This window comes from Idiomarina sp., from assembly GCF_048260185.1.
Classification (GTDB): Bacteria; Pseudomonadota; Gammaproteobacteria; order Enterobacterales; family Alteromonadaceae; genus Idiomarina.
Genome location: NZ_JBLXHB010000003.1, coordinates 181,331 through 194,074, shown reverse-complemented (window position 1 = coordinate 194,074; position 12,744 = coordinate 181,331). Strand labels below are relative to the sequence as shown.

At 48.1% G+C, this 12,744-nt stretch carries 13 protein-coding genes; 10 read left to right on the top strand and 3 right to left on the bottom strand.

Translation table 11 applies throughout. From position 1 onward, the window contains the following. The first annotated feature begins 6 nt into the window (after positions 1-6). The 10 genes from ACN0RF_RS08615 to ACN0RF_RS08570 all read left to right on the top strand — a co-directional run bounded on the left by ACN0RF_RS08615 (position 7) and on the right by ACN0RF_RS08570 (position 11,300). Positions 7-2,229, top strand: coding sequence for an RND transporter (locus ACN0RF_RS08615; protein WP_417438693.1), 2,223 nt, complete (start codon positions 7-9; stop codon positions 2,227-2,229). A gap of 11 nt (positions 2,230-2,240) precedes the next feature. After that, positions 2,241-3,476, top strand: coding sequence for an NAD(P)/FAD-dependent oxidoreductase (locus ACN0RF_RS08610; protein ID WP_417438692.1), 1,236 nt, complete (start codon positions 2,241-2,243; stop codon positions 3,474-3,476). Then, positions 3,467-4,060 (top strand): DUF3261 domain-containing protein, encoded by a 594-nt coding sequence (locus tag ACN0RF_RS08605; RefSeq protein ID WP_231378609.1) that lies wholly within the window; start codon positions 3,467-3,469, stop codon positions 4,058-4,060. The genes ACN0RF_RS08610 and ACN0RF_RS08605 overlap by 10 nt, the downstream gene beginning before the upstream one ends. After that, positions 4,041-5,234, top strand: coding sequence for a beta-ketoacyl-ACP synthase (locus ACN0RF_RS08600; protein ID WP_417438691.1), 1,194 nt, complete (start codon positions 4,041-4,043; stop codon positions 5,232-5,234). The genes ACN0RF_RS08605 and ACN0RF_RS08600 overlap by 20 nt, the downstream gene beginning before the upstream one ends. 1 nt (position 5,235) lies before the next feature. Then, the gene (locus ACN0RF_RS08595) at positions 5,236-5,691 is read left to right on the top strand and encodes a hotdog family protein (protein WP_417438690.1); all 456 of its coding nucleotides are present in this window, start codon (positions 5,236-5,238) and stop codon (positions 5,689-5,691) included. A gap of 4 nt (positions 5,692-5,695) precedes the next feature. Beyond that, a complete protein-coding gene (gene fabG, locus ACN0RF_RS08590) occupies positions 5,696-6,424 on the top strand; it encodes a 3-oxoacyl-ACP reductase FabG (RefSeq protein ID WP_417438800.1) in 729 nt (242 codons plus the stop codon). Then, positions 6,424-7,662 (top strand): beta-ketoacyl-ACP synthase, encoded by a 1,239-nt coding sequence (locus ACN0RF_RS08585; RefSeq protein ID WP_417438689.1) that lies wholly within the window; start codon positions 6,424-6,426, stop codon positions 7,660-7,662. The genes fabG and ACN0RF_RS08585 overlap by 1 nt, the downstream gene beginning before the upstream one ends. A gap of 16 nt (positions 7,663-7,678) precedes the next feature. Beyond that, entirely contained in the window at positions 7,679-8,116 is a 438-nt protein-coding gene (locus tag ACN0RF_RS08580) for an excinuclease ABC subunit A (RefSeq protein ID WP_153849437.1), read from the top strand. Between the two features lie 11 nt (positions 8,117-8,127). Continuing rightward, positions 8,128-10,266 (top strand): prolyl oligopeptidase family serine peptidase, encoded by a 2,139-nt coding sequence (locus tag ACN0RF_RS08575; RefSeq protein WP_417438688.1) that lies wholly within the window; start codon positions 8,128-8,130, stop codon positions 10,264-10,266. A gap of 119 nt (positions 10,267-10,385) precedes the next feature. Then, positions 10,386-11,300 (top strand): SPFH domain-containing protein, encoded by a 915-nt coding sequence (locus tag ACN0RF_RS08570; RefSeq protein WP_417438687.1) that lies wholly within the window; start codon positions 10,386-10,388, stop codon positions 11,298-11,300. Between the two features lie 81 nt (positions 11,301-11,381). On the opposite strand, the gene ACN0RF_RS08565 is transcribed toward ACN0RF_RS08570, so the two are convergent. The 3 genes from ACN0RF_RS08565 to ACN0RF_RS08555 are packed head-to-tail and all read right to left on the bottom strand — an operon-like array spanning position 11,382 to position 12,744. After that, positions 11,382-11,795 (bottom strand): SufE family protein, encoded by a 414-nt coding sequence (locus ACN0RF_RS08565; RefSeq protein WP_417438686.1) that lies wholly within the window; start codon positions 11,793-11,795, stop codon positions 11,382-11,384. Positions 11,796-11,839: 44 nt separating this feature from the next. Beyond that, a complete protein-coding gene (gene sufT / locus ACN0RF_RS08560; RefSeq protein ID WP_417438685.1) occupies positions 11,840-12,373 on the bottom strand; it encodes a putative Fe-S cluster assembly protein SufT in 534 nt (177 codons plus the stop codon). 14 nt (positions 12,374-12,387) lie between these two features. Continuing rightward, positions 12,388-12,744, bottom strand: coding sequence for a HesB/IscA family protein (locus ACN0RF_RS08555; protein WP_011233413.1), 357 nt, complete (start codon positions 12,742-12,744; stop codon positions 12,388-12,390).

The window sequence follows — 12,744 nt, the reverse complement described above, 5'->3', positions numbered from 1 at the left end:
CCGCGGATGAGAAGGGTAGGTGGCGTCAACCGTTTAGTACTGCTGTTTGCTTTTATTGCTGTGGTGATAGCCGGGCTTTTGATTCAGCTGTCGAATACCCAGTGGAGTAGTAGCCTGGCCGATGCTCTGCCTAATGAAGTATCCGATTTACAACGCAGTTACTTAGAAAGTCAGCAACCTAATGCGCAGCAACTGTTGTTGGGCTTTGAGTCAAAGCAGTATTCCGACACTGAAATACTGCCTATTGTGCAAGAACAATTAAACTTACTGACTAAAGCTGAGCCGACCATTAAGCTGGCGGAAATGACAAACCCGAAAGCGGTGTTGTCATTTTACCAAAATCAGGCCGGTCGTTTAGCCACACAGAACGACATGCAAGCGCTCCAGAGCGGCGACTACGCAACACTAATAAGTGACGCACAAAAAGCCTTACAAAGCCCCGCTCCTGTTTTAATGCCTTTAGAGCAGGATCCACTATTGCTGACACAGCGTTTTGTACAGCAATTACCGGACTTAATGCCAGGATATAAGAGTCATAATGGACTGTATACCCGCACTTCGGAGTCTATTCATCAGGTATTAGTGCCGCTGCGTATTGAGAGTGATGCGTTAAGCGTGACTCAGTCAGGGCAGTCAGTTCTGGTTATAAATGACTTTATTGCCAAAGTAACTGATCAGTTACCGGGAATTAATGTTTATCGAAGCGGCTTGCTATTCCATTCCGATGCGGCGGCAAAGCAGGCGAAGCTGGAAATGACCTGGTTTGGCGGGCTGTCCCTGCTACTGGTATTAGCTTTATTACTCTGGGTGTTCCGCTCTGGTCAGCAATTGTTTTATACGTTGCTACTACTAAGTGTGTCGGCAGCGACCGGGCTATTAGTCACTTTGTTATTAAGCTCCCGGCCGCATGTGCTGATGTTGGTGTTTGCCACCAGCTTTATTGGACTGTGCATTGACTATGTTATTCATGGCTTTATCGCCCGCAGTCATGGCGCTAAGGCCTGGTCGGCACTGAAGCCGGCTTTGTGGCTTAGCGGGCTAACCACCATTTTCGGTTATATTTTGCTTCTGTTGCTACCGCTACCGCTGTTACAGCAATTAGGTATTTTTATGGCCGTAGCTTTATTCACTGCCATTGTTCTGGTGGTTGTTACTTTACCCTGGTTGCCGCAGCCAGGGGCGTCGCGGCCCGGCTGGCAGCGATTTTGCCATAGCATGGCGCAGCTTTACCGACAGATGCGTCAGCCAGGCACTACTGCATGGTTGAGTGTTATGGCGGTAGCAACACTGGGCCTGTTGCTTTGGTCTTTTACGGCCAATGACAATGTTCGTTTGCTGGCCAGCTCACCCGAGTCCATACTACAACAGGAAAACCACCTGCGAAAAACCACGGACTTTTATTTTCAGCCAGATGTCCTGTTAGTTTCGGGAGAAACCCAGCAGAAAGCATTGGAGCGCACGGGTGAACTGCACGAGATTAAAGGTAGCATCAGCTTCTACGACTATGTGCTACCGGTGTCAGAACAACAGCAACTGCTGCAACAGCAGCAAGAATTATTTAAAAGCCCGCAAGGGAATACTTATCTGCAATGGTTAGGCCTTGGACAGCCGGTATTCGCCAGTGAGCCGCAAGAGCACCCCTTACAGAGTCAATTTTTATATCCAATGGAAGACGGCTGGATGAGTGTTGTTCGGCTAAAGCAGCCCTTTAGCCATGATGATGTCACCGAGAGCCTGGGGAAACTGGAACATTTTAACCCCATTGAGCACGCATCAAACGCGCTTGCCGAGTACCGACATTCTATGCAGTTGTGGCTTATCGCTTTGCTGCTTGTGTCGTTGCCTATACTGGCAATGTTTTTGCGCAATCAGCAAGCTAACAAACGGCGGATTCAAGCTGCGTGGCAGGTTACCTGTGTGATGACATTGTCTGTGTCGACAGCGTTGCTGTTGGCACAGCTGATACAACCACTGAACTTGTTTCATTGCATTGGCGCGATGTTCGTACTGGTGCTCAGTATTGATTACGGCGTTTTTTGCGCCGGACGGTTGAAGCGCGAGCATGCGCTGCAAGCCATTTATTTGTCAGCTTTCACGACTATGGTAGCTTTTGGCGCCTTAAGTTTCAGCTCGACGCCAGCCATTGCGGCTTTTGGAGTTATTGTTTTAATTGGGGTTTTTATGAGCGCCCTGTTCAGTCCGTTGATAATAGAGTCACCTGATAACTAAGGAAAAGAATCATGGAAGAGTCAATTTATGATGTGCTGATTATTGGTGCCGGACCGGCAGGTTCGACAGCAGCAGCGATGTTGGCGAACGCCGGGAAAAGTGTGTTGGTAGTTGAGAAACAAGAGTTTCCAAGGTTTTCTATTGGTGAAAGCTTACTGCCTCAGTGTATGACCTTTATTGAAGAAGCCGGGCTATTAGATGCGGTACTGGATAATGCAGAGCGCCTTGGGTTTCAGTACAAAGAAGGTGCTGCTTTTTATCATAAAGGCAATAAAGTGGACTTTGATTTTCGCAAAAAATCGAGCGAAGGTCCGGGCACAACCTATCAGGTGAAACGCGAACATTTTGATCAGCTATTGGCGCAGGGTGCAGCAGAGAAAGGCGCTGAAATCAGACATGGTGTTGCGCTAGAAGCTATTGATTTTAATGACCCGAATACGGTCAAATTGAGCTTAACCGGCGCCGCAGGAAGAAGTGAAGCAAAGGCACGTTTTGTGCTCGACGCCAGCGGTTTCGGTAGAGTGCTGCCACGCTTGCTGTCGTTAGAATCGCCGTCGGACTTTCCTGTGCGTCAGGCCGTTTTTTGTCATGTAAAATCTGAGCTGGCGGGCGGGAACTTTGACCGCAGCAAAATTCTTATCACTGTGCATCCACAGAACCCTGAAATTTGGTACTGGTTAATTCCTTTTGCCGATGGTACTGCCAGTATTGGTGTGGTTGGTGCGACTGAGTATTTTGCAGAAAGCGACAGCGAGAAAGAAGCATTGTGGAAACTGGTGGCAGATGAGCCTTACCTGCTTGAAGTGTTAGGTGAATACCAGGTCAGTCGTGCTGAGCAACGTATTACCGGCTACTCAGCTAATGTAAATTGCTTGTTTGGTGACCGCTTTGCTTTACTAGGGAATGCTGGTGAATTTTTAGATCCGGTTTTCTCATCAGGTGTGACCATTGCAATGCAGTCTTCATCGCTGGCGGTGCCGTTAGTATTGAAAGAGCTGAATGATGAGCCTCAGAACTGGCAGAAGCTTTACAGTGACCCTTTACGTGTGGGTATTACCACCTTTCGCACTTTTGTTAAGGGTTGGTATGATACCCGCTTTCAGGATGTGATTTTTTATCCACACCAGCAGCAACAGGTTAAAGAAATGATTTGTTCCATTTTGGCAGGTTATGCGTGGGATACAGGCAACCCTTATGTCCGCGAAAGCGAACGCCGCTTGAACGTATTGGCAGAATTATGTGGATAAAGTCGCTAAGAGTCGTGAGTGGCTTAATGCTGGTGTTAATGGTTGCCGGTTGCCAGTCTTTAGGCGGACAGCCAGCTCAGGTTCCTATCGCGGATGGTAGTTACCAGTTGCAGCATAGCTGGCCGCGAGAGCCGGTGCAGCTATGGCAAAAAGTTGAATGGAAAAAAGGCGAGCAACAGCGCATTTTCATGGTGTCGGCAGCTTTTGATAATGAACGATTACTGCTGGTGGCATTATCTCCCTTTGGCAATGAGCTGTTTCGGAGCGAACTCAGTCGTGCAAACGGAGTCACCTTTAAAGGCAGCGAAGCTTTTGACGACTCGCGGCTGGCTATGCAGGTCTGGTCAGATTTACAAATGGCGTTGTGGCCACTTGACAGTATCAATGCCAATTTGAGTGGTGTGAGTTTGCAAGCTACTCAAACCGGACGCGAGTTATGGCGTAATGGGGAATTGCTGTGGTCATCGGTTAGTGAAGATAAGAACCAGCAGCGAGTGATTCAGAACAAACCTATGGGTTATCAATTGACGATAACCACTCTCGAGTACGAGCTATTAGAAACTGATGAAAATCACCTTAAGTGAACCGGGCGCAATTTGCGCGCTGGGTCATAATTGCGAAAGCCTATGGCAGGCTGCACTGGCAGGCGATCAAGCCGGGCTGAAGCCTGCAGCATTCAATACCAACGATGGTACGTCTTTGTTTGCCGGTTCAGTTGCAGATAATAAGTTGCCCGACATTGGTAGTCTGCCGGCAGCCATGCGCACCCGTAATAACCAACTGGTTGCGGCTGCCTTACAACAAATTGAAGAACCCTTGCTGGCGCTGATAGATAGGTTGGGCTCAGATAGGGTGGCGGTCGTGTTGGGGACTAGCACGTCCGGTATTGCCTCTGGTGAATCGGCGTTAGCACATGACGAATCCGAAGGCGGTTTACCCGATACCTTCTATTATGCCATGCAGGAAATGCTGGCTCCGGCAGAGTGTGTGGCCGCGCTAACGGGTATTACCGGTCCGGTTTACAGTATTTCAACGGCTTGTTCGTCCAGTGCCCGAGTTTTTATGAGTGCTCGCTCTTTATTGCGTTTAGGCGTCGTCGACGCGGTGGTTGTCGGCGGTGTTGATTCTCTTTGTCGGCTAACATTAAACGGTTTTAAAGCGCTGGAATCGACCTCGGAAGGGCGCTGCAATCCGTTCAGTGCGAATCGCGACGGCATTACCATTGGGGAAGCTGCTGGGCTTTTTATTGCTACCCGCGAAGAGGACAACCTACAGCCGTCGGAAGTGACTTTAACCGGTGCCTGTGCAACTTCAGACGCTCATCATATGTCGGCTCCTCATCCACAGGGACGAGGGGCGTTGGCGGCAATCCAGGGGGCGCTGACCGATGCTGGTATTACTGCACAGCAACTCGGTTACATTAATTTGCATGGCACTGCGACGCCGTTAAACGATTTGATGGAAGCTTATGCGGTCAATGCATTGGGCGCTGACAAAGTGCCCGCGAGTTCAACAAAAGCGCTGACCGGTCATACCCTGGGAGCGGCAGGAGCAATTGAAGCGGTGTTCTGCTGGCTGACGTTGGCGAAACAAGACGGCTTACCAATGCACGTCTCGGATGGCGTTAAAGATTCTGATTTGGCAGATATCCATTTGTATCAAGGTGGGTCACTGCAATATCCAATAGAGCATTGTCTGAGTAATTCTTTCGCGTTTGGCGGGAACAATGTCTCTCTCGTTTTTAGTAGAGGAAAATAACATGGGGCATGATTTGGCTGAGCTTATCAAACACGAACCGCCGATGCGGTTGATTGATAAGCTGTGCTCGGCTGAACAGGGAAAGGGACAGTGTTGTCTTACGGTGAGCAGTGACAACCTGTTTTACAGTGAGCAGCATCAGGGTCTGCCGGCGCATGTTGGAATTGAACTGATGGCGCAGACTATCGCTGCTGTTGCCGGTTATCAAAGCAAAACCGACGGTGGAGAGATAAAGCTGGGCTTCTTGCTGGGCAGCCGAAAATATCAATGTGATATTGATAGTTTTAAGCTGGGAGAAAGATACGATATTCTTGTTGAAGAACTGCATTTTGAGTCTTCGGGGCTGAGTGTTTTTGAATGTGATATTCGCCATAACGACACGGTCGTTGCACAGGCTCGGCTAAATGTGTATCAACCGCCCGACGAAACAGCATTTATAGAGGAAAATTATGGTTGAAGGTATGGCTGAACGAGTTCTTGTCACGGGTTCCGGTAAGGGAATAGGACGTGCAATCGCCCTGCAACTGGCAAAAGATGGTTTTGATTTGGCCATTCATTGTCGCTCAGACAAAGCTTCAGCAGAGCAAGTTGTGGATGAAGTGAAATCACTGGGTCGACAAGCGTCTTTGCTGGTTTTTGATGTCAGTGATCGCGAGGGCGCACGCAACGCAATTGAGCAGGATATTGCTGATAATGGCGCTTATTATGGTGCGGTTTGTAATGCAGGCATTACCCGTGACGGTGCCTTTCCATCGTTAACCGAAGATGACTGGGACAGCGTTTTGCAAACGAATCTGGGTGGCTTCTATAACGTGCTGCATCCGTTAATTATGCCGATGATTCAGCAACGCCGGGGTGGCCGTGTGGTGACTATTGCTTCAGTTTCCGGTATCGCCGGTAATCGCGGGCAGGTGAATTACAGTGCGTCTAAAGGCGGTGTGATTGCTGCTACTAAAGCTTTATCTCTGGAGTTGGCTAAGCGAAAAATTACTGTCAATTGCGTAGCGCCGGGGCTCATTGAAACGGACATGACTGAAGAGCTGGAACACGGTAAGGAAATTTTGTCGATGATACCCATGCGCCGTGCAGGTAAGCCGGAAGAAGTGGCTGGTTTGGTCGGTTACTTGTTTCAGCCTTCGGCCGCATACATTACGCGCCAGGTTTTCTCGGTTAATGGTGGGTTAGTTTAATGAAACGTGTGGTCGTAACCGGTATGGGCTGTCTGACGGCTTTTGGTGACAACTGGCAGAGCTTCCGCAGTCAGTTGGAAAGTGGCAAGAACGCCGTGGTTAGTATGCCAGAGTGGGAGCGCTTTGATGGCCTGAACACACGCCTGGCGGCACCCATTCGACCGGCGTTTAAAAAGCCTTCGCACTACTCCCGCAAAGCGGTACGCTCAATGAGCACGGTAAGCTTAATGGCAACACGAGCAACCGAGTTAGCATTAACCGATGCGGGGCTGCTAGAGCACCCTTGTATTAGCGACGGGAGCTGTGGCGTTGCTTATGGCTCTTCGACCGGCGATACCGAGCAAATGAAAATTTTCGGCAATATGCTGGAAAGCGGTGATATGACTGGCCTGAACGCCACGACTTACATAAAGAGTATGGGTCATACAACCGCTGTGAATCTGGGCGTCTTTTATAATGTGAAAGGACGGGTTCATACCACCAGCTCGGCCTGTACATCCGCATCTCAAGGGCTGGGGTATGCGTACGAAGCTATTCGTTATGGTCATCAGAAAGTGATGATTGCTGGTGGTGCAGAGGCGTTGTGTCCGTCCGAAGCGGTAGTATTTGATACCTTATTTGCCACCAGCACTCTTAATGACGAGCCACAGCTGACGCCAAGACCCTTTGATAAAAAGCGCGACGGACTGGTTATTGGCGAAGGTGCTGGTACCTTTATTCTGGAAGAGTTGGATCATGCTCTGGAACGTGGCGCGCACATTTATGCTGAACTGGTCGGTTTTGGTACTAACTCTGATGGCGCCCATGTGACTCAACCTACGGCCGATACCATGGCTATTGCTATGAAGCTTGCGCTGCAGCAGGCGCAACTTGAACCGGAGCAAGTAGGCTATGTGAACGCGCATGGCACTGCTACAGACCGGGGCGACGTTGCCGAGTCTCTGGCCACAGCAAGCGTATTTAAACGCTCGGTACCCATCAGTTCATTAAAAAGCTACCTGGGGCATACGCTGGGCGGCTGCGGTACAATTGAAGCCTGGGCCAGCATTAATATGATGCGGGAAAACTGGTTTGCGCCCACACTTAACCTAACCGATATTGACCCGGAGTGTGGTGATTTGGATTATATAACCGAACAGGCACGTGAGCTTGATACGGACTATGTCATGACCAATAATTTTGCTTTTGGTGGCATTAATACTTCATTGATTTTTAAACGCTGGAATGACGCTAACTAATATAAGGAAATAGAAAATGAAAAACCTGTTTGTTGCTACTGTGGTTTTATTGAGTTCGTTTTTGTCACTGCAAGCCGAAGCGCGTGATGACCTGGTAACTCTGGAGCTTAAGCCTGTTATGGAAAGTAGTAAGGCGAAAGAGGCGTTGCTTGATGTTCCGGTTTATTTTGCCGGCCAGTCGCACCCTGAAGTCGCGCAGTCAATGGGGGTTATTACCACCAGCCGTAAAACGAATGCGGTGAATAAGTCCGACCGTGAAGCTTGTGAATGGGTACTGCTTTCGGCACTTAAAGTGCTGCAAGACAACGCGCGTGATAACGGTTACGATGCAGTAATCAATATTAAATCGAATTATGATCATAATGAGTTCAGCAGTGCCGAGGAGTTTCAGTGTGGTGCTGGCTTTTTAATGGCAGGTGTTGCCTTGAAGGGTGAAGTGGTTAAATTCAAATAAGGATAATAACAATGAAATATCTACTGGGAGCAGTTGCAGTCAGTTTGCTGACAGCCTGTTCACAAAATGCTGAAACAGAACAAGAGGCGAATACGCAATCTATGTCGTATCCGGAAACGCGTAAAGGCGATGTGGTTGATACCTACTTTGGTACCGAAGTAGCGGATCCATATCGCTGGTTAGAAGATGACCGTAGCGAAGAGACCGAAAACTGGGTTAAAGCGCAGAATGAAGTTACTTTCGCACACCTTGAGTCCATTCCCTATCGCGAGAAAATTGAAACGCGTCTGACCGAGCTGTGGAACTACGAGAAAATTAGCGCGCCGTTTAAAGAGGGTGATTACACCTATTTCTACAAAAACGACGGTCTGCAAAACCAGTACGTGGTGTACCGCCAAAAAGGTGAAGAAGAACCGGAAGTATTCCTGGATCCGAACACCTTTAGTGAAGACGGAACAACCTCGCTGGCGCAGTTAACCTTTTCTGACGACGGTTCGTTAGCGGCATATTCAATTTCTGAGGGCGGCAGTGACTGGCGTAAAATTCGGGTTATTGACGCCGAAACCAAAGAACAGCTGGAAGAGCCGTTAGTGGATGTGAAGTTCAGCGGTATTTCCTGGGTAGGCAATGAAGGTTTCTACTACTCCAGTTATGATAAGCCAGAAGGCAGTGAGCTTTCTGCAAAGACCGACCAGCACAAGCTGTATTACCACGAGCTGGGTACAGACCAGTCTGATGACAAACTGGTGTTTGGTGGAACGGATGCTGAGAAGCACCGTTACGTTGGCGGCTACGTTACCGATGACGACCGTTACCTGATGATTTCGGCGGCAAACTCCACCTCTGGCAATAAGCTCTTTATTAAAGATCTTACAGAAGAAGACAGTAAGCTGGTCACCGTTCTGGATCATACCGACTCTGATACTCGCGTATTAGATAACGATGGTTCAAAGCTTTACCTTGTGACTAACCTTGATGCGCCAAACCAGCGTGTTGTGACGGTTGACGCGAGTAATCCAGCGCCAGAAAACTGGGAAAACTTTATTCCAGAAACGGAAAACGTGTTGAGCGTATCAACCGGCTCCGGTTATATCTTTGCCGAGTATATGGTGGATGCTGTGGCTCAGGTGAAGCAATACGCCTACAACGGCGATATGGTGCGTGAAGTTCAGCTTCCGGGCGTAGGCAGTATTGGTGGCTTTTCAGGTAAGAAAGAAGCGGATGAGTTGTACTACACCTTTACCAACTACAGCACACCGTCAACGATTTATAAGTTTGACCCGGACCAGGGCGGATCAGAAGTTTATGCTGAGTCTGGTGCCGATTTCGACCCGGCAAACTATGAATCAAAGCAGGTGTTTTATACATCTAAAGACGGCACCGAAGTGCCTATGATCATTACCTACAAAAAGGGCACTAAGCTGGATGGCTCCAACCCGACAATTTTGTATGGTTATGGTGGCTTTAATATCAGCCTGACGCCTTCGTTCAGTATTGCTAACGCAGCCTGGTTAGAAATGGGCGGTGTTTACGCTGTTGCTAACTTACGCGGTGGCGGTGAATACGGCAAAGACTGGCATAAAGCTGGTACCAAAATGCAGAAGCAGAATGTGTTTGACGACTTTATTGCCGCAGCTGAATACCTGATTGATGAGAAGTATACGTCATCTGATCATCTGGCTGTGCGTGGTGGTTCTAACGGCGGTTTGCTGGTTGGCGCAGTCATGACTCAGCGTCCTGAACTCTTTGCAGTTGCATTGCCGGCAGTCGGTGTTCTGGACATGCTTCGCTATCATACCTTCACCGCTGGAGCGGGCTGGGCGTATGACTACGGTACTGCCGACGACAGTAAAGAAATGTTTGAATACTTAATTGGTTACTCGCCTGTCCATAATGTGGAAGAAGGCGTGGCTTATCCGGCAACGCTGATCACTACGGGTGACCATGATGACCGTGTCGTTCCTGCACACTCATTTAAGTTTGCGGGGGAGCTTCAGGACAAAGCGGGCGGTGAAAACCCTCAGCTTATCCGTATTGAAACCAATGCTGGACACGGTGCTGGCACACCGGTTTCAAAAACCATTGAGCAGTATTCCGATATCTTCGGTTTTACTTTGTATCACATGGGGTTTGAAGAGCTTCCTGAGTAACTACTGACCGGTAAAGGCTTCGCCGTTTATGGCGAAGCCTTTGCATCATTCTTTCGATATTTTTCTCGTTTCCCGTTAATCTCTTTGCCCTCCCATTCTCGTACTATGAGGATTCAATAATGAACAATGATTTAAATATTATGTGGGTAGTTGCCGCTGTAGTTGTTTTACTCTTACTGATAGCTTCGGTGCGCATTGTGCCGCAGCAGAACGTGTACTTGGTGGAACTGTTCGGGCGTTATCGGCGTATGTTGACGCCGGGGCTTAACTTTATTATCCCGCTTATTGAGCAGGTTGCTCACAAACAGTCAATGAGAACGCGGCAGCTGGATGTCGATGTTGAGACCAAAACAAACGATAACGTGTTTGTCATTGTCCGGGTGTCAGTACAGTATCGCGTGAGCAATGAAACCTCGGTTTATAATGCGTTTTATCAGCTGGAAAACCCCGAGTGGCAAATGCAGTCTTATGTGTTTGATACGGTACGTGCGCAAATTCCTAAGCAGAATCTGGACGCAGTATTCGACAACAAAGACTCTATTTCTAAAGATGTAAAAGAGCAGTTGCGCGATACCATGGAAGAATATGGTTTTGAGATTATTGCGTCGCTGGTGACAGACATTGACCCGGACCAGTCGGTTAAAGATTCAATGAACCAAATTAACGCCGCAGAAAGAGAGCGTCGTGCAGCAGAACATAAGGCGGAAGCTGAAAAAATTATGCTGGTGAAGCAGGCTGAAGCCGACAAAGAATCGAAAATTTTGCAGGGTCAGGGTATTGCCGGTCAGCGTTTAGCAATAGCTGAAGGTTTGCGGGACTCTATTGCCATGGTTACCGATCAGGCAAACGATATATCCTCTAAAGATGTCATCGATTTGCTGAAATTTACTAACTACGTGGATGTATTGGGTTCTTTCGATACTGCCGCCAGTAAGGTAATTATGTTGCCACAACCAACGGGTCAGCTTGACTCTTTATCCTCGGATATTTTAAGCGCAATGGAAGCGGCTAAAGACACTAAAAAAGATGGCTGAAACCTTTCCGCTGTTGGCAGCTCAACCAATCTACGATAATACCAATCGATTTTATGCGGTTGAGCTGCTGTTTAATACCATTTAAGCCTGGCTGTGTTTCGCTAGTTGCTGAATTTTTCCGACAATAGCACGTAAGCCGTTTCCACGAGTCGGTGTAATGTGGTTTTCTAAGTCCAGCTGAGCAAAATAGCTATCGATATCAAAGGCAAGAATTTGTTCCGGAGTTTTGTCGTGGTAAGCCGCCATAACTAAGGTCAGCAACCCCTGAACAATGACGGCGTCGCTATCAACGTGAAGTACCAGTTTGCCGTCTTTTTCTTCACTAATAAGCCAGACATTACTTTGGCAACCGCGCACCAAATACTCATCTTTATGCTGGCTTTCCGGTAGGCCCGGTAAAGCTTTACCTAAATCAATGATGTACTGGTAACGTTGTTCCCAGTCATCTAAAAACTCTAAGTCATCAATGATTTCATCTGTGCTGGGTAAATTCATGCTTACCAATAACCTTCACTTATAAGTTAAAAGGACAACTAAAGTTAAAAGAAGACGCCTGCTTCAAGCTGAGCTTCTTCGCTCATCATGTCACGTGACCAGGGTGGGTCAAAAACCAGCTCAACCTTCACCTTTTTAACGTGTGGTACCAGAGAAACCCGATATTCAACATCACCCACTAATACCGGACCCATACCGCAGCCTGGTGCGGTTAACGTCATATCAATAGTAACTGTGCCGGAATCTTTATCAACAGCGACTTTGTAGATAAGCCCCAGCGACACTAAGTTGATAGGAATTTCCGGGTCATAAATGGTTTCTAACGCTTCCCAGACCTGATCTTCCGAAACTTCTCCGTTTGCTGGTGGTTCAAAGTCGAGCTTTTCTGGTTTGCGACCAATAGCATCCGCATCCGTGCCATCTATGCGCAGCATGTTACCCTGAAAGGTAACCGTATAGTTACCGCCTAAATCCTGAGTAATAGTAACAAACTCACCTTTAGGAATAACTTTAGGCTCACCCGTTGGCACGCGACGCGCTTTAACTTCACGGGTGGTGGACACCATTTTCTGCTGCATAATTTAAACTTCCGTTACTGCACGTTGAAGCTTTCGCCGCAACCACACTCATTAACAACATTCGGGTTGTTGAATTTAACCACGCCGTTAATGCCTTCTTTTACGTAATCAATTTCGGTGTTACGCACCAGTTCCAGCGCATTAGAGGCAATAGCGACTTTGATGTTGTCGTTAATATCGACCACTTCATCGCCGTCTTCCATCGCATCGACAGAATCAAGTACATAGGCATAGCCCGTACAGCCACTTTGCTTAGTCGACAGGCGAATCAGCTTGCCCGGTTCATCTTTTAAGCGTGACTCAAAGTAACGTACAGCGTTTTCTGTCATCGAAATTAACGAAGACGATGGTACAAATGTTTCTACAGACAT

Coding starts and splice junctions, on each gene's coding strand:
- ACN0RF_RS08615 (WP_417438693.1), top strand. CDS start 7: ATGAGAAGGGTAGGTGGCGTCAACCGTTTAGTACTGCTGTTTGCTTTT.
- ACN0RF_RS08610 (WP_417438692.1), top strand. CDS start 2,241: ATGGAAGAGTCAATTTATGATGTGCTGATTATTGGTGCCGGACCGGCA.
- ACN0RF_RS08605 (WP_231378609.1), top strand. CDS start 3,467: ATGTGGATAAAGTCGCTAAGAGTCGTGAGTGGCTTAATGCTGGTGTTA.
- ACN0RF_RS08600 (WP_417438691.1), top strand. CDS start 4,041: ATGAAAATCACCTTAAGTGAACCGGGCGCAATTTGCGCGCTGGGTCAT.
- ACN0RF_RS08595 (WP_417438690.1), top strand. CDS start 5,236: ATGGGGCATGATTTGGCTGAGCTTATCAAACACGAACCGCCGATGCGG.
- fabG (WP_417438800.1), top strand. CDS start 5,696: ATGGCTGAACGAGTTCTTGTCACGGGTTCCGGTAAGGGAATAGGACGT.
- ACN0RF_RS08585 (WP_417438689.1), top strand. CDS start 6,424: ATGAAACGTGTGGTCGTAACCGGTATGGGCTGTCTGACGGCTTTTGGT.
- ACN0RF_RS08580 (WP_153849437.1), top strand. CDS start 7,679: ATGAAAAACCTGTTTGTTGCTACTGTGGTTTTATTGAGTTCGTTTTTG.
- ACN0RF_RS08575 (WP_417438688.1), top strand. CDS start 8,128: ATGAAATATCTACTGGGAGCAGTTGCAGTCAGTTTGCTGACAGCCTGT.
- ACN0RF_RS08570 (WP_417438687.1), top strand. CDS start 10,386: ATGAACAATGATTTAAATATTATGTGGGTAGTTGCCGCTGTAGTTGTT.
- ACN0RF_RS08565 (WP_417438686.1), bottom strand. CDS start 11,795: ATGAATTTACCCAGCACAGATGAAATCATTGATGACTTAGAGTTTTTA.
- sufT (WP_417438685.1), bottom strand. CDS start 12,373: ATGCAGCAGAAAATGGTGTCCACCACCCGTGAAGTTAAAGCGCGTCGC.
- ACN0RF_RS08555 (WP_011233413.1), bottom strand. CDS start 12,744: ATGTCTGTAGAAACATTTGTACCATCGTCTTCGTTAATTTCGATGACA.